The organism is Sulfurimonas sp. hsl 1-7 (assembly GCF_030577135.1).
GTDB classification, from domain to species: Bacteria; Campylobacterota; Campylobacteria; order Campylobacterales; family Sulfurimonadaceae; genus Sulfurimonas; species Sulfurimonas microaerophilus.
The window spans coordinates 258178-274874 of record NZ_JAUIRR010000001.1 but is presented as its reverse complement, the minus strand read 5'-3'; the positions used below and the strand labels follow the sequence as shown (position 1 = coordinate 274874).

The 16697-nt window shown below is 34.7% G+C and carries 14 protein-coding genes; 3 read left to right on the top strand and 11 right to left on the bottom strand.

Annotation, left to right across the window (positions count from 1 at the left end):
* The 6 genes from QWY88_RS01365 to pheS form a co-directional block, all read right to left on the bottom strand.
* Complete coding sequence (locus QWY88_RS01365) at nt 1-480, bottom strand: hypothetical protein (RefSeq protein WP_304543265.1); 480 nt, start codon at nt 478-480, stop codon at nt 1-3.
* A 6-nt stretch (nt 481-486) separates the two neighbouring features.
* Complete coding sequence (locus QWY88_RS01360) at nt 487-2145, bottom strand: 30S ribosomal protein S1 (protein ID WP_304543263.1); 1659 nt, start codon at nt 2143-2145, stop codon at nt 487-489.
* Between the two features lie 84 nt (nt 2146-2229).
* Nucleotides 2230-3060 (bottom strand): 4-hydroxy-3-methylbut-2-enyl diphosphate reductase, encoded by an 831-nt coding sequence (locus QWY88_RS01355; protein ID WP_304543261.1) that lies wholly within the window; start codon nt 3058-3060, stop codon nt 2230-2232.
* Between the two features lie 15 nt (nt 3061-3075).
* Entirely contained in the window at nt 3076-4356 is a 1281-nt protein-coding gene (gene aroA / locus QWY88_RS01350) for a 3-phosphoshikimate 1-carboxyvinyltransferase (protein ID WP_304543259.1), read from the bottom strand.
* Nucleotides 4353-6689 (bottom strand): phenylalanine--tRNA ligase subunit beta, encoded by a 2337-nt coding sequence (pheT, locus tag QWY88_RS01345; protein ID WP_304543257.1) that lies wholly within the window; start codon nt 6687-6689, stop codon nt 4353-4355. The genes aroA and pheT overlap by 4 nt, the downstream gene beginning before the upstream one ends.
* A complete protein-coding gene (pheS, locus tag QWY88_RS01340; RefSeq protein ID WP_304544147.1) occupies nt 6686-7678 on the bottom strand; it encodes a phenylalanine--tRNA ligase subunit alpha in 993 nt (330 codons plus the stop codon). The genes pheT and pheS overlap by 4 nt, the downstream gene beginning before the upstream one ends.
* 111 nt (nt 7679-7789) lie before the next feature.
* Between pheS and QWY88_RS01335 the strand changes: the two genes are divergently transcribed.
* Complete coding sequence (locus tag QWY88_RS01335; protein ID WP_304543255.1) at nt 7790-8146, top strand: histidine triad nucleotide-binding protein; 357 nt, start codon at nt 7790-7792, stop codon at nt 8144-8146.
* Between the two features lie 4 nt (nt 8147-8150).
* On the top strand, nt 8151-9302 hold the full coding sequence (locus tag QWY88_RS01330; protein ID WP_304543253.1) for a transglycosylase SLT domain-containing protein: 1152 nt from the start codon (nt 8151-8153) through the stop codon (nt 9300-9302).
* 15 nt (nt 9303-9317) lie between these two features.
* Here QWY88_RS01330 and QWY88_RS01325 read toward each other — a convergent pair whose 3' ends face one another.
* The 5 genes from QWY88_RS01325 to QWY88_RS01305 form a co-directional block, all read right to left on the bottom strand.
* Complete coding sequence (locus QWY88_RS01325; protein WP_304543251.1) at nt 9318-9785, bottom strand: OsmC family protein; 468 nt, start codon at nt 9783-9785, stop codon at nt 9318-9320.
* Complete coding sequence (gene argH, locus QWY88_RS01320; RefSeq protein WP_304543249.1) at nt 9782-11182, bottom strand: argininosuccinate lyase; 1401 nt, start codon at nt 11180-11182, stop codon at nt 9782-9784. Before argH ends, QWY88_RS01325 begins: the two co-directional genes overlap by 4 nt.
* Before the next feature lie 110 nt (nt 11183-11292).
* Nucleotides 11293-11628 carry a cytochrome C gene (locus QWY88_RS01315; protein WP_304543247.1) on the bottom strand — a complete coding sequence of 112 codons (336 nt, stop codon included), beginning with the start codon at nt 11626-11628 and terminating at the stop codon, nt 11293-11295.
* A gap of 95 nt (nt 11629-11723) precedes the next feature.
* The gene (locus tag QWY88_RS01310; RefSeq protein ID WP_304543245.1) at nt 11724-13541 is read right to left on the bottom strand and encodes a menaquinone biosynthesis decarboxylase; all 1818 of its coding nucleotides are present in this window, start codon (nt 13539-13541) and stop codon (nt 11724-11726) included.
* 68 nt (nt 13542-13609) lie between these two features.
* Entirely contained in the window at nt 13610-14269 is a 660-nt protein-coding gene (locus tag QWY88_RS01305; RefSeq protein WP_304543243.1) for a response regulator transcription factor, read from the bottom strand.
* 128 nt (nt 14270-14397) lie between these two features.
* Between QWY88_RS01305 and QWY88_RS01300 the strand changes: the two genes are divergently transcribed.
* Complete coding sequence (locus QWY88_RS01300; protein ID WP_304543241.1) at nt 14398-16695, top strand: EAL domain-containing protein; 2298 nt, start codon at nt 14398-14400, stop codon at nt 16693-16695.
* Nucleotides 16696-16697 lie beyond the last annotated feature (2 nt).

Here is a 16697-nt window from a genome sequence, read left to right as displayed (position 1 = left end):
TTAATATTCCTCTTTAAATAGCCCTATTTGAGCTTGAATTTTATAATTTTTTAAAACTTTTACCAAGTTATTTAATTTATCAACATTTTGTGAATAAATAAGTAAATCTATCCCTTGCTTATCTTTTTTAAGATAATACTTCAGTTGATGTCCCCGTAATTCCTCTTTTAAACAAAATAGTTGATAAGGATCTTTTACTTTTGCAGACAACTTATAGGTTTTAGTTTTAGTTATTTTTTCATCTAGATCTAGTTTTACGTAAACTTCGTTTACAGGATAACTGTACCCTTTTCTTTCTGATTCAGAAAAGTGATTTAGCCACATCCTCTCAGGATTTTTTTGAACAAGATTAGTCTCTAATGCTAAAGGTTCACCCTCAACTATAGGCTCTTGTGAGTTTATAGAGATTAAAAAAAATAGTATAAAAATAGCAACTCCCAACGCAATTGTAGGAGTTAGCCATTTTAGAACAGTTTGCATCAAATATTATTTAATTTGATCTTTTATCAAGTCACCAAGTGAGTGAGATTCATTATCATTGATCTCCTCTAACATTTCTTGATTTTTAATGTAGTCTAATTTTTTAACAGATAAACGGATACGGTCACGACGAGTATCAATATTTGCAACTGCTGCTTCAATCTCTTGACCAATTTCTAACTCTTCTTTATTTAAAGGAGCTAAATCTTCATCACGGATAAGTGCATCTACACCGTCACCTAAAGATACGAATACACCGAAATCTTTAATATCACGGATAGTACCGTTTACAACAGAGTTTACTTTATTAGTTGTAGCAAACTTATCGATAGGAGACTCTAAAAGTGTTTTTCTATTTAAAGAGATTTTTTGGTCATCTTCATTGATTTTAGCAATTTTAACTTCTACTTCATCGCCAGATTTTAGAACATCTTTCGCTTTAGTGTTTTTATCCCAAGAGATATCTTGATTGTGAAGTAAACCTTCAACACCGTTGATACGAACGAATGCACCGAAATCAGTTAATGATGTAACAGTACCAGTTACAACATCACCTTCACGGTAGTTTTTCATAAACTCATCAAATGGTTTTGGAAGAAGTCTTTTTAGTGATACACGAAGTTTATGAGTTTTAGGGTTAATCTCGATAACTTCAACATCGATCTCTTGACCAACTTCTAAGTAATCAGCCGGGTTTTTAACGTTTTTGTCCCAAGTGATTTCTGAAATATGTAAGAAACCTTCAATATCGTTTCCAAGGTCAACGAATACACCGTAGTTTTCAATATTAGAAACAGTTACAGTGATTGTATCACCTTCATCTAATTCAGACTCAACTTCAGCCCATGGATCTGGTTGAACTGCTTTGATTGAAAGTGAAAGATGACGTTTGTCTTTATCGTAAGCGATAGCTTTAACAGTTACAACATCACCCTCTTTATAAAGTTTAGCAGGATTAACTGGACCTTTATAAGAGATCTCGTTGTAGTGTACTAGACCGTCAACACCACCAACATCTACGAACATACCGTAGCTTGTGATTTTCTTGATAACACCGTCAACAATTACGTCGTCAGCCATGATTTTGTCGATGATCTCTTTTTTCTTTTTACGCTCTTCATTGAAAAGTTTACGACGAGAAAGTACGATTGAGTTATCTTCTGCGTCAACTTTTACAACTTGTGCTTTAATTTTTTTACCAACTACATCATCAGTGTCTTTAAATGCAGCTAATGAACGTGGCATAAAGAATGAAACATCGTTAGCTTCTACTACATAACCACCACGATTTTTCTTAGTAATTACACCCTCAACAACTAAATCTTCAAAGTCATCTTTGTGTGCATCGATAAATTCAATAGTTTTCTCTTGCTCAAGTACTTTTTTATAAGAGATTTTAGGACGCTCATTGTAGTATCCTGTAATCATCACTTTAATTTTATCGCCAGTACCGAATTTTAATTCACCATCAGTATCACGAATTTCATCAAGGCTTATAATACCTTCTAACTTGTCACCAACACCAACTAATGCTCTGTTATCATCAGCTTGGATCTCAACTATTTCACCCTCTACGATGCGACTTGTTTCTTGTTGTCTTTCACTTGCAGCAAATAATTCTGCAAAACTTTCTTCTTCTTCGAATGATTCGTTATCGAACGCCATTACCTATCCTCTGTTACATAAAAATTGTGCAATTATAACGAAAATATGGTTATTTTTATATAAATATTTGAAGTTTTTGAAGTTTTATGAATTTTTTGATTTTATATTGTCGATGACGTTTTGTATAATCCAATCTGGAGTAGATGCACCGGCAGATATACCACATAAGTTTTTATTATCAAACCAAGAAAAATCCAAGTCTTTTTCATCCTCTATATGATACGAATCCTGACAGTTTTCTTGTGAAATTTTAAAAAGCTGTTTTGTATTTGATGAATTTTTCCCGCCGATAATTAGCATAACATCAGCTTTTTTAGAAAGTTTTCTCACGGCATCTTGATTTTCAAAAGTTGCATTACATATAGTATTAAATACTCTAACCTCTTTGTAACGAGGAATCAGATAATTTGCAACTTTCATATAGTCTTCAACTTTTCTTGTTGTTTGTGCTATAAGGGCAATTTTTTCGTGAAGTTTTACACCTTCTAACTCTTCGGGTGATGTAACAACTAATGCACCTTTTGTAGCGTACGATTTTACACCTTTGATCTCAGGGTGTTCATCATCTCCGAAGATCACGACACTATACCCTTTTTCACTCATCTCTTGTGCGATCTCTTGAGGTTTTGTTACGTAAGGGCATGTTGCATCTACAACATTAACACCTTTTTTTTCTAAGTCTTCTAACTCATGTTTTTGGATACCGTGCGTACGAACTATCGCTTTATCACCGGCTTTAAAAATTTTATAATTATCCGTTAAACCAACGTTAAAATCTTTTTCAAGACGAGCAATCTCTTTTGAATTATGAATTAGCGGTCCGTAAGTTGCTGCATTTTGATTCTCTTCTGCAATTTTAATCGCACGTTTTACACCAAAACAAAAACCGTAATTTTCCGCTAACTCAATATTCATAATTGTCTGTCTCTTTTATTTAAATTCTACTTTTGTAATTTTTTGAAGTATCTCAAAAAAGTTTGGAAATGAAGTGTTGATACAATCAAGGTCAGTTACTTCCATACCACACTTAAGTCCTGCAATAATAAAGCTCATAGCAATCCTGTGATCACCATCACTGTCAACTTTTGCATATTGGAGTTTTGCACCTTTGATCTTATAACCGTCTTCATACTCATCTACTTCAATACCGCAAGCACGAAGTCCCTCTACAACAGTAGATATACGATCTGATTCTTTTACACGTAACTCTTCAGCATTTTTAACAATGCTCTCACCCTCAGCACAAGCCATAGCAATGCTTAGAGCTGGAAGCTCATCAATTAGCCATGAGATATTATCTTCAACTGTTATAGCATGTAAAGGAGCATACTCTATTCTAATATCACCTATCGGCTCATACTTATTGTCAGTCATTGTATAAGTGATATTTGCACCCATCTTTTCTAACGCTTTAAACGCTTCGATACGTGTAGGGTTAAGTGTAACACCTTCTAACGTAACATCACTTCCCTCTGTAATAGCAGCAGCAACGGCAAAGAAAAATGCACTTGACGGATCAGCAGGCACTCTGATAGAGAGTGGTGAAAGAAGTTTTTCCATCGGTTTAATCGTAGTTTTTAAGCCGTCAACTTCGATACCGGCACCCATTCCCTTTAACATTCTCTCCGTATGATCACGAGAGAGTTCAGGTTCACTATATGTACATACACCATCAGCTCTTAATGCCGCTAAAATCATACAAGATTTTACTTGAGCCGATGCGATTTTACTCTCATAATTAAAGGCTTTAAGTGAAGCTCCACGAATTGAAAGCGGTGCTAAATTACCATTGTCACGTCCGTCTATTTTTGCACCGATACTTTTTAACGGCTCGGCAACTCTTTTCATCGGACGGCGACGAAGATATTTATCTCCTGTTAAAACAAAATGTCCTTCCGCCGAACTTAAAAGTCCACAAAAAAGGCGCATTCCGGTTCCAGAATTTCCACAATCCAGTACTTCAAAACTCTCTTGTATCCCGTTTGAAGATATTTTAATCGTTTTACCGTCATCTTCAACATCGGCGCCAAGATTTTTTACAATCTCTAAAGAATTAAGTGTATCTTCCGCTCGTAAAAAGTTTTCAATTACACTCACACCCTCTGCCAACATTGCAAACATTACACTTCTATGAGAAATAGATTTATCCGGAGCGATCTCCGAAATATTGAGTGAAAATGACTCTGCAGGTAAAACTTCAACTAAACTCATCTCAGACCTATTCCTAGTTGCTCTTTTAATGCTGCTAGAATAGATTCCATAGCATTTGTTATATCTTCTTCTTCAAGTGTTTTTTCATTAGACTGAAGTACAAAACGTAAACTTAAACTGCTGTTATCCCCTAAAGAGTCATCACTGTACTTATCTACAGGGTAAAATCTTACTAACTCATCTGTTGCATTTTCGTCTATAACTGTTTTAATTTTGTCATAACTAACATCATTTGGAACAAGTAAACTTAAATCTCTAAATGAAGCTTGATATTTAGAGCTTTTTTGAGCTATTTTTAGTCCATGAGAAAGTTCTGTAAAATCTAATTCACATACATAAGTATCTTCAAGGTCATAATCGTTCTCAACTTCAGGATGTACTTTAAAAAGCTCCCCTACTCTTTTGCCCTCTACAAAAACCTCTGCACACTGATAAGGGTGTGATAGTTTATGTGTCGTTTCAAATTTACGAAGTTCTAAATCGCCGATCACGTCAGAGATTTTCTGTACAAAAGTTCCAAAATCAACTTTTGCCGGTCTACCGCTGTTTAGAAGAGACTCCTCCTCTTTTGCACCACTGAAAAGGAATGCCATTTTCAGAGTTTCACTGCGATCAGGTGAGAATACAGAACCAACTTCAAAAAGTCTTACAGAGCTGTAACCGTTTTTCTTATTAGCAGATGCAGCTTTAAGTAAATTAGTAAGCAATGTCGGTCTTAACGTATCTAAAGTTTGTACAATAGGATTTAAAAGTTCTAACTCCTCTTGTGTCGTCTCAAAACCGTAAGAGTTAAGTACTTTTTTCTCATCAAAAACGAAATGTACAGACTCAAAAAATCCGCTTTGTGCAGCACGGTGTCTGAAATATGTACGTTTTTTATACTCGAAGTAGTTATCTTCTAAACGATTATCTTCAGTAAGTACAAACGGTTTTGCAGGGATATTATCAATCCCAACCATTCTTACAATCTCTTCGATGATATCTTGCTTGTTTGAGATATCATGGCGATATTGCGGTACAGAGATAACAAAATTATCTACTGTAGATTTTGCTGTATTAAAACCTAAATTTTTAAGGATCTTTGTTATTACAACTTTATCTATTTTTGCACCGATAATCTCATCGATCTCTTGTTTTGACACAGTGATAATCTTCTCTTTTACAGAGTTGATAAGTTCAATTGTTCCACCAAAAGTAGATGAGTTAGAATACTTCTCTATGATATCTATACAAAATGAAAGTCCAGCTTCTAATTCCGGTTCACTTCCGCGAGATGTTCTGTAAAACATCGGTCCAGACTCAACTTTGTTTTCATCCATCTTTTTAGAGATAATATCTGGTGGAATATAACTAGCTTCAATAAGGATCATCCCGTTAGCAGTTGCTACTTTAGACTCTTGCATTTGGATAATACCGACTGTTGAAGCGACATTGCCTTCATCAGACTTGATACATGCAAAACCTTTATCATCTTCGCTTAGATGTACTTTTGCCATCTTCTCATCATCAGTTCCGAAAAACTCGTGAGAATATGCTCTCATAATTACACCTGTTGAGTGTGTAGCATAAAGCATAATAGACTCTACATCACTCTCTCTGTTTTCTTCAATCTGAGCAAGTCTCATTTTTACTAAAAACGGTAAAGTTAAAGAGTCTAAATCAAGAGCTTTATAGCGAAGATTTACATCAAGATCTTTATCATGTACTAAAGATAAAATTCTTCCAATTCCACGCATATCGTCATTATCTGTAACGTTGTACTCTTTTAAAGGACGATCAAACGCTGCACTTAGATCACGTGCTACACCGCGAATACTTAAACAGTCACCTCTGTTTGCAGTAAGCTCGATCTCGATAAGGTCATCATTAAAGTATGGGTTCTCACATACATCTTCACCAAGAGTAAACTCACCGATACTCTCATCAAGTTCCATAATACCGTCACAAAAACTGTGCAGTCCTATCTCACCCGGTGAACAAATCATCCCCTCAGAATCAACACCGCGAAGTTTTACAGGCTTGATTACTAAACCGCCAGGAAGCTCTGCACCGATCGTAGCAACTACTACATCTAAACCGGCTCTTACGTTTTTAGCACCACATACGATCTGACGTGTTGCCGTTCCAAGATCTACTTTACAGATATTTAACTTATCGGCATCAGGATGTTTTTCACACTCAAGTACCTTACCGAATACAACTTTTTTTGGAACACGGAACTCTTCTACTCTGTCTACTTCAAGACCTATAGAGTTAAATGTTTTTGCGATATCTTCTGTTGAAATACCGTCTAAATCTATCCACTCGTTTAACCAAGATCTTGTAACTATCATTGAAATTGCTCCAGTAATTTTATATCGCCTTCAAAAAGTGAACGTAGGTCACCAATTTGGTGTATAAGCATGGCAAAACGCTCAACACCCAGTCCAAATGCATATCCGCTTACATCTTTGTACTCAACCGCCTCAAATACATTTGGATCAACTATACCACACCCAAGAACTTCTAACCATCCAGTGTGCGAACATACACGACAGCCGTCACCTTTACAGAATACACAAGAGATATCAACTTCAGCTGAAGGTTCCGTAAACGGGAAGAATGATGGACGGAAACGTACATCTACCTCGCCGAACATATATTTTAAAAAGTCTTCTAAAATGAATTTTAGGTTTGCGAATGAAACTTTCCCCTCTTCATCTACTAAAAGTCCCTCAATCTGATGGAACATAGGTGTATGAGTCAAGTCATAGTCACGTCTAAATACCGCACCCGGAGCGATCATACGGATTGGCGGTTTTGTAGACATCATAGTTCTAATTTGAACCGGAGATGTATGTGTTCTAAGAAGCATCTCATCTTTAAAATAAAAAGTATCTTGCATATCACGAGCTGGGTGGTATTTTGGCAGGTTTAATGCTTCAAAGTTATGAAAGTCATCTTCAACCATATTTCCCGTTTTTACTGCAAAGTTCATAGAAGCAAAATACTCTACAATTCTATCCATCGTCTGCATAACAGGATGCAAGGCACCTGCTGAACTTTTTTGACTAAAAAGAGATACATCGATAGACTCTGCTTCCATCTTCTCTTGTAGCTCTTTTGTCTGTAGTTCTATTTTTTTCGCATTTAGATTATTTGTAAGTGTTGCTTTGTGTGTATTTAAATCTTTTGCTATCTGTGCTTTTTCTTCATTAGACGCCGATTTCATTTTTGCAAACTCGTGCGCCAACACACCTTTTTTCCCAAAAACAGCGATGCGGATCTCTTCAAGAGACTCGACATTCTGTGCTTCGTTTATCTTATCGTACCACTCTTTCAATATGTTCACCCAAAGTTATAAAATTTTAAAGTGATTATAGCAAATATTATTTATAAATAGCTTCATTTGGCAAATTATGTGTTACAATAACTAAAAAATAAGGAATAATATATGTGTATATTTTGTAAAATTGTAAATAAAGAAATCCCCTCAAATATTGAATTAGAAAATGATGATTTTTTAGCGTTTCACGACATCAATCCAAAGGCACCTGTTCATATTTTAGCTATTCCAAAACTTCATGTTGACAGTTTTAATGAAGTAACGCCACAGATGATGTCAGGAATGACTGCTTTTATCCAAGAGGTAGCTAAAAAAGTTGGAATTGATAAAAGTGGATACAGAGTAATTACTAATGTTGGCGAGAACGGTGGACAAGAGGTTGCACATCTCCATTTTCATATTTTAGGCGGATCAAAACTAAAATGGGGGCACTTTAGCGATTCAGATCCTAAAAATATGATCTAAATTCATGTTAAAAAAACTATTTATTCCCCTTATCACTTCAGCAACACTTCTTGTTGCTGAGCAATCATATACAGACCAGTTAAAACAGTTTCAACAATACAAACAATCCCAAGAGAGTGCCTTTGAACAATACAAGGCTGCACAACAAAAAGCTTTTGAAGATTATAAAAAAGAGCTGGGTGTTTTTTGGGATGACCCAAAACTTTCAAATAAAACCCAATGGATAAGCTATACAAAAGACAAAAAAACACGTACAGATGTTGACTTTAAAAATGAAACTATTAAAATCGAAACCTTAGCATCTTCAGAAAAAGAGGCGAAAGCCAAGATTAACGTTGCCCTTGCAAAAGCTGTAACACTCGATACTAAAAAAGCATATGAGCTTGATCCTCTGCAAAACAGACTGGAAAAAATTGCTAAACCGAAGAACGTTGTAGGTGCAAAACCGGATGCAAAACCAATACTTGCAAACATCGTTTTTACAAAGCCTCCGGAGAAAAAAGATGTTGTAGATTATGTCGATAAAAATACAAAAAACATTCAAGTAAAAACTTCAAAAAAGCAAAAAAAAGTCTATTTTGTTGAAGTAAAACTTCCAAAAAACACAACATACAAACGCTCAAGAACATACCTGAATGATGTAGTGAAAAATTCCAAAAGACAAGATGTTTCACTTGCTTTAATATTCGCTATTATGCACTCAGAAAGCAGCTTTAACCCTATGGCACGTTCACACGTTCCTGCTTACGGATTGATGCAGATTGTACCAAGAACAGCCGGAATTGATGCATACAATTATCTCTATAAACAAAAAAGACTTGTATCGGGAAGTTATCTTTATAATTCACAAAACAATATTGAACTTGGAAGTGCCTACTTACACATCTTATACTATCAATATCTCAAACATATAAAAAATCCACAAAGCAGACTTTATTGTACTATTGCAGCATATAACACGGGAGCTGGAAATGTGGCACGTGCTTTTGTACGTTCAAACAGTGTACCTTCTGCTGCAAAAGTGATAAACAAGCTTACACCAAATGAGGTATATAATAGACTTCTCAGAGATCTAAAATATGATGAGCCGAAACATTATTTAAAAAGAGTTACAAAAAGAATGAAAGTTTATGAAGAGGTTTATCAGGGTAGCTAGGTGAAACCCTAGCTATTAACTACAACAAGCGTCAATATCGCCCATATCTATCTTACTACCGCCACCGCTAATCATTTTTTCATTTTCACGGATAAGTTTACCATTGTGTGTAATTGAGTAAGAGATCTCAGTTGTATCACGGATAGTATTGATAGTTGAACAGTATGTCTCAACCGAAGCCATTACCCAGCGAGCAGCTTGAGTATCGTCATCTGCATCAGAGTTAAAGTTATACGTTAAATGCAGTTTTACGAACTTTCTCGGATGATCCTCAGCACGTTCAACTTCACCGTCAACTACCAAGTCAGTTACAGTTTTACCTTGATTTTTCGGAATCATTACGATATCCGTCGCACTACATGTAATAATTCCCGATAAAAAATACTCAATTGGTGAGATTGTCGGACAATCTATAATGAAGCTAGACTTTTCAGTCTTTGCTTCAAACTTCATCGCATCTTGATGTGATACAGTTATTTTCATACGTTTAAATCCTCACTTTGTTCTGTTATATAAGCTCTAAAAAACTCTAGTTGCTCTAATGTTCTTACAGTTGCAGTTCCACCCTGAGATGTTCTTGCATTCATAGAGTGGCGAAGTGCTAAATACGGCATTACATCTTCATTGATTCTCTCATCAATCTCTTTAAGATATTTAAACTCCATTGCACTAAGGTCTACACCTAGTTCTTCACCTTTAGCTACTGCACGACCTGTAATAAAATGCGCTTCACGGAATGGAATATCGCATTTCTCTACAAGATAATCTGCTAAATCTGTTGCACTTAAGTGACCGATTGCACATGCTTTTTCCATGTTATGCGGTTTTACAGTCATAGTTTTGATAGCTTCTTTTAAGATCTCTAAAGAGATTTCAGCAGTTTCAACTGCATCAAAAACACCCTCTTTATCCTCTTGAGTATCTTTGTTATACGCTAACGGAAGCCCTTTCATAACTGTTAAAAGTCCCATAAGTGATCCGTATACACGCCCTGTTTTTCCACGTAAAAGCTCAGGAACGTCAGGATTTTTCTTTTGTGGCATAATTGAAGAACCAGTTGAGTATTCATCGCTTAATTCAACAAATCCGAACTCGTATGATGACCACATGATAAGCTCTTCACTCAGACGTGAAATATGCATCATCATAGTAGAGATATTAAATAAGATCTCTAACGCAAAATCTCTGTCACTTACCGTATCTAAACAGTTTACACTTACACTGTCAAACCCAAGAAGATCAGCAGTAGTTTCACGGTTTACATTATGTGGAGTTCCAGCTAATGCTGCACATCCCAGTGGTGAAACGTTATTTCTTTCATACGAGCTTTCAAATCTTTCAATATCACGTTTAAACATTGAAAGGTATGCACCTAAATGGAAACCAAAGTTAATCGGTTGTGCATGTTGTAGGTGAGTCATTCCAGGAATTAAAGTCTCTGTATGTTGTTCAGCTACAACTAGAACCTCTTTCATAAGAGCTTTTAGAGCTTCTACTAAAGTAAGGTTCTTCTTAAGTGTCCAGCGTCTGAAATCAACCGCAACTTGGTCATTTCTACTACGTGCCGTATGAAGTTTTTTCCCTGCATCACCAATAAGAGCTGTTAAACGTTTTTCAATCCCCATATGAAGATCTTCATCAGAGATTTTCCACTCAAACTCACCCGATTCTATTTCAGCTCTTACTTGATGTAAACCATCAGTAATCTGTTTTAACTCTTCTTCTGTTAAAATACCTTGTTTTTCTAGCATTGTTGCATGTGCTAATGAACCTTCTATATCTTCTAAGTATAGTTTTCTATCAAACATTATCGAAGCATTAAATTGGTCTAATAAGCTTGATGCACTTGCGCTAAAACGACCTGACCACATTTTATCCATAAGAGTTTCCTTGAAATTTTTTAAAAAAGTTTGATATTTTACCGAAATTAGGTGATTTTACAAAGAGGAAATATAGACTTAAGCTTTATAAGTCTATATTTTATACTATTTTAGTTACAAGCAGGTACGTTTCCACTATCTTTTGCATACTCTACTAGAAACTGTTTAAGATGTTTAATCTTTTTTGTATATTTTTTGCTTTGAAAGTACTTCCATGACTTTTTCGCTTTTGGATTTTCCAAATGCAGTTCTGCTAACAGCTTCCCTTTTTTAGCCATCATTTTCTTCCAATATCTCATTTTATGACTGGCTACAAATGTTTGCCCACTATCATGACATTTTACACAATTCTTGACAAACTCTTTTTGTCCTTTATAAATAGCTGCATCAGCTGACGAGAATAATAGTATTAAAGCTGCCGACGCAGCAAATACAAATTTAGTCATTTTCAAGCCTTAAAATATAAATAGAAGTCATATTACATTAGAAATTATTATATGAAGCTTAGATTTGAATCAATTTAATAAAAACTATCACAATCCTATAACAATTGGAACTTTTTGAATAAATCTTCATCAAGATCCCAAACTCTAATATTTTTTAAATGATTCACAACCGACATTGTACAATCAACATCGTCAGGCCATTCTCTTGTAAAACCGTCAAGTTCATTTTTGTTTGTTCCGTCAATACCTACCATTAACCCTGATTTGTATATATCACGAAGTGCATCAATATTATTTGTCACTCTCCATACAAGCATATACGCATTACGAACATCATTTTTCTTAGCATCTACAAACACTACTATTCTGATATTTGTACTTAACGGTAACAAGGCATCAAAATACTCTTTGGCATTTTTCATTTTATTTACACTGATCACTGTTATAGGATTGTTTGTTCTTCTCATAAACTGATGCAGATCTACAGCATCCGGAATAAGCTCTTTTACTTTTTCCAACAACTCTGCATCACCAAGAAGCTGTGGCGGTTCCACTTTGTTTGCCGATGTTGCATCGATTCCAAGTTTTCCACCTACTAACGCTTCTGGTGAAGAGTGATCAAGTGCATCTAAGATCCCTTCTGTGATAAACATAGATTTTGGAGTGAAACGATTAAGCACATATGTTGCAAACGCTTCATAGTTTTCAAGCGAAGGTGCATTTTCATCCACAAAAATTGCATGTTTCACAAAACTCATCTGCCCTGCTCCCCAAAAAGCGTGCATAAACTGTTTTGCATGCCCTTTATAAAGCGGCTGCATCTTTGCCAAGATCAAATTGTGAAAACCTGCATTTTCAGGCATATGATAGTCAATAAGATCAGGTGTTGTAGTTTTTAGTAACGGGAAAAAGATCTTTCCTGTTGCCCAGCCCATATATTTATCTTCTAACGGCGGTTTACCAACAACCGTTGCCAGGAAAGTTCTGTCCCGCTTCATTGTAATTGCAGAAACTTCTAGAACAGGATACGGTTCCTCTAAAGTATAATATCCCGTATGATCACCGAATGGTCCCTCTACTTTTAACGTAGAAGGATCTACCCACCCCTCGATCACGTAATCTACATCTTTTGGAATATAAAGCGGATTTGTCATCGATTTTACAAGCTCAGCCGGTTGCTTCTTGATAAGTCCGTACATTAAAAGTTCATTTACACCGTAAGGAAGCGGAGCAGTTGCACACCAAGTATAGAGTGGATCACCACCGATTCCAATAGATACAGGCATCTTTTTCCCCGCTTTTTGGTACTGATCGAAGAAGTGTGAAGAGTCTTTATGGATCTGCCAGTGCATCCCAAGATGGTTCTTATCGTACACTTGCAATCTATACATTCCAAGATTTACCATCTCGCCGTCAAGTGACTGTGTATAAACCTGCCCCATAGTGATAAAAGGTCCACCGTCTTGTTCCCATGTTGTAAGTACCGGCAGTTTTGTAAGATCTATATCATTTTCAAGATGGATGATCTCTTGACATGCACCTTTTGATTTTAAACGTTTTGGAAAAATATTTTTTAATTGAAACAGTTCGCCTGCCATTGAAAGTTTTTCACGAAATGATGCAGGTGGTTTCATATGAAGCAGTTTTGTGATCTCATCAGCAACGCTCTCGATCTTGCGACCAAAAAGAAGTTCACATCTTTTAAATGAACCAAATACATTCATAAGTACAGGCTCTTCAAACTTATGTCCTGTTTTTTTATCGATCACGTTTGTAAAAAGAAGTGCTTTGCCTGCTTCGTCTTTTTTCACCTCAGCATAAGCGAGGTGTGGGATCTCCAAATAGATATCTAATTCTGTATCAATTACTTTTAATTCATTATGTTTTTGCAATAGTGCAATAGTATTTTTCATTCTAAAATCTCTATAATAGTTTTAAGGCAATTGTATCATAATAGAGTTTTGTCTATAGTAAATTTGAGCTATACCTTTAAGATATATCCATGACCTTTGATAGCTTTAATAGGGATCCCTGGCAGTTTTTTTCTAATATCTCGAATATGGGTTGCAATTGCATTGTTGCTAAACTCTTTTCCGTTATATACATAATCCGCGATCATTGAATATGTCACTAAATTGTTTTTATTTGTAATGAGCAGATATAACAGTTGTTTTTGTTTCATTGTCATATCGATATAGGAGTGATGTTTGGCAACTGCGTATTCTGAGTATATGTAAGTATATTCATTGGGAAGTTCAATCTCATCTTTTGAGATCTTTTTTCTAATACCTTTGAGCATCCGTAACTCTAACTCTTTTATATGAAACGGCTTCGTAATAAAATCTTCTCCACCCATAGCAAATGCTTTAGATAGCAGATCTATCCCCTTCTCTTTAGAGATAAAGATCACCGGTTTGTCTATCTCTAAAATATTCATATAATCCAGTATATCTAGCGCCTGTTGGTTTTCATTATCTATCTCAAAAATAAAGCTGTCATATTCATGAAGATTCACCTGGTTATACTCTTCAAGAATTTTATCGTATGAATATAATAGATCTATCTCAATACTTTTCTTCCTGAAATACTCTTGTAATTCATTCGCAAGCTCTTTATCTCGATCAACAATCAATACTTTCATTATCTCTCCGTTATTTCAGCTATTTTACACTAAAAAAGATAAAAATCCATTTTTAATCCATTTATAAAGACTAAAATTGCACTTAAAGTTAAAAATAATTTTTTTATTAAACAAGAAAGGAGTTTACAGTGCAGGAACGAATTTTAGACAGATGGTTTTCACAACTTACAAATACTAAAATCTATCTCATAGCTTATCTCTTGGGTGCATTTATATTCATCGTAGCCATGGTAAGTATCTTTAACATAGTAAATAAAAATGATGTCTCAACCGTATCTATTCAGCACTTCAAAAACAAATTTCTTGAAAGAGAAGAGTATATAAACGATTTTTTCAACTCTTACATCTCCTCTTTAAATGTTCTCTCTGAGAATGTGTATCTCAATAAATACATTAATGCTCAAAATGACAAAGAGATTGTAGAAAACCTCTTTTTAACTATAGAAAAATCTTTTCCGGATATTTTTCAAATACGTCTTTTAGATATGGACGGTGTTGAAAAAGTAAGGATAGAACGTATAGTCCGTGATGCCAACTCTAAAGAAACCAAATATTATGTTGTTCCCACCTCTTTACTGCAAGATAAATCACATAGAGATTATTTTGAACAATTTAAAGGGTTATCTCAAGGTGAAATCGGGATATCGAACATCGATTTAAATATAGAACACAATAAGATAGAACTCCCTAAAAAAGCGACAATACGTCTTGGAAAAGTTTTGTATGACAATCAGGGTGTACAACGTGGAATGCTGATCTACAACATCTCCCTGCACACATTGTTCAAAAAACTCAATGAAGCTACGTTCTATAATATCTATATCATAGATGATAAAGGTCGTTATATCCTTAATAATAATAACCATGGGGGTATAGAGGGTGATCAGTTTGAGAGTAAAACTATTTTTGATACTTTTGCTAAAAAGACAGCTGATGAACTCCTTGCACAACCTTACTATTACGGAGAGAGATTTTATTCTGCTGAAATCGACAATATAAAAAACGGACAAAACCTAAAAATGATTATGGATTTAAAATTTGATCAGATAAGCCAAGATATCAATTCGATTCAAAATAAATTTATATATTTTTTAATTTTTTTAGCGATAGCTCTTTTACCGGTTGTATATTTTTTCTCAAAAATCCCCGCAGTTATGCAAAAAAGAATGAACAATACTAAAAATATTGATGAGTTGACAAAAATACCAAATCGCCGTTGCCTTTTTATTGATTTACAACAGCATGAATTTAAACAATCTGTGATCGTGTTGATACATATCAATAATTACATCAAAATTCAAAATATTTACGGTCATGAGATCGCAAATAAATTAATGCAAATGGTTGCTAAGACACTTAGTGAATGTACCGAGGAGCATTTAGCAAAAGTGTATCGTTACAATAACGAAGGATTTGCATTAAAATATAATTATCACAACTTAGATATGATGAAAAAATTTTTACGTAAAATTCATAACTATTTAGAAGCTCATACATTCCAGGTAGAAGACGATATTGAAGTTTTACTCGATATCACTATCGGTGCGAGTACTCCGGAACAACTTAATAACAACATTGATGAACTCAAAGAAGCAGAAGTTGCACTTGAACATGCCATCGATCAAAAACATGATTATTACATCTATAGGAATCTTCATCCACATAGTGTTGAAACAAACAAAAAAAATCTCAAAGTAGCTCAAAGTGTAAAGCAAGCTATTGACAATAAAAAACTAGAACTTCATTACCAACCTATTATCAACAATGAAACCGGTATTATAGAAAAATATGAGACACTTATGAGAATTAAAAACGGCGAGCAGTTACTCTATCCAGATACATTTATCCCTATCGCCAAAGAGTTAAAAAAGTATAAATCTTTAACACGTATGTTAGTGGAACAATCATTTGCATATTTTCAAAATAAACCGTTTGAATTTTCGATCAACTTAAGTATTGAAGATGTTCAAGATGAGACTTTTCAAACCTTTTTATTTTCCAAAATTGAGGAATATAAAGTTCATAACAAACTGGTTGTAGAGATTGTTGAGTCGGAAAATATTAATGATTATCAATTCTTTTATAAATTTATAAAAAACCTCAAAGAGGCCAAATGTCGAGTAGCTATTGATGATTTTGGAAGCGGTTATTCAAACTTTCAACACATTATAGCTTTAAGTGATTATATCGACTACATAAAGCTTGACGGCTCACTTATCAGAGATATACTCACTGATCCAAAAGCGCAAAAACTCGTTAAAAATATCAAGTTATTATGTGAGGAGCTTTCTCTCAAAACAATCGCAGAATATGTTGAAAACATTGAGATATTTAATTATTTAAAAAATTTAGGGATTGACTACTCTCAAGGATATTATATAGGCAAACCAAGTTCTATCATTAGATACAATCTTGATGTAGCCTAAAC

Bases quoted from the DNA above. Each gene is read 5' to 3' on its own strand.
- QWY88_RS01365 (WP_304543265.1), bottom strand. From the start codon at position 480: ATGCAAACTGTTCTAAAATGGCTAACTCCTACAATTGCGTTGGGAGTT.
- QWY88_RS01360 (WP_304543263.1), bottom strand. From the start codon at position 2,145: ATGGCGTTCGATAACGAATCATTCGAAGAAGAAGAAAGTTTTGCAGAA.
- QWY88_RS01355 (WP_304543261.1), bottom strand. From the start codon at position 3,060: ATGAATATTGAGTTAGCGGAAAATTACGGTTTTTGTTTTGGTGTAAAA.
- aroA (WP_304543259.1), bottom strand. From the start codon at position 4,356: ATGAGTTTAGTTGAAGTTTTACCTGCAGAGTCATTTTCACTCAATATT.
- pheT (WP_304543257.1), bottom strand. From the start codon at position 6,689: ATGATAGTTACAAGATCTTGGTTAAACGAGTGGATAGATTTAGACGGT.
- QWY88_RS01335 (WP_304543255.1), top strand. From the start codon at position 7,790: ATGTGTATATTTTGTAAAATTGTAAATAAAGAAATCCCCTCAAATATT.
- QWY88_RS01330 (WP_304543253.1), top strand. From the start codon at position 8,151: ATGTTAAAAAAACTATTTATTCCCCTTATCACTTCAGCAACACTTCTT.
- QWY88_RS01325 (WP_304543251.1), bottom strand. From the start codon at position 9,785: ATGAAAATAACTGTATCACATCAAGATGCGATGAAGTTTGAAGCAAAG.
- argH (WP_304543249.1), bottom strand. From the start codon at position 11,182: ATGGATAAAATGTGGTCAGGTCGTTTTAGCGCAAGTGCATCAAGCTTA.
- QWY88_RS01315 (WP_304543247.1), bottom strand. From the start codon at position 11,628: ATGACTAAATTTGTATTTGCTGCGTCGGCAGCTTTAATACTATTATTC.
- QWY88_RS01310 (WP_304543245.1), bottom strand. From the start codon at position 13,541: ATGAAAAATACTATTGCACTATTGCAAAAACATAATGAATTAAAAGTA.
- QWY88_RS01305 (WP_304543243.1), bottom strand. From the start codon at position 14,269: ATGAAAGTATTGATTGTTGATCGAGATAAAGAGCTTGCGAATGAATTA.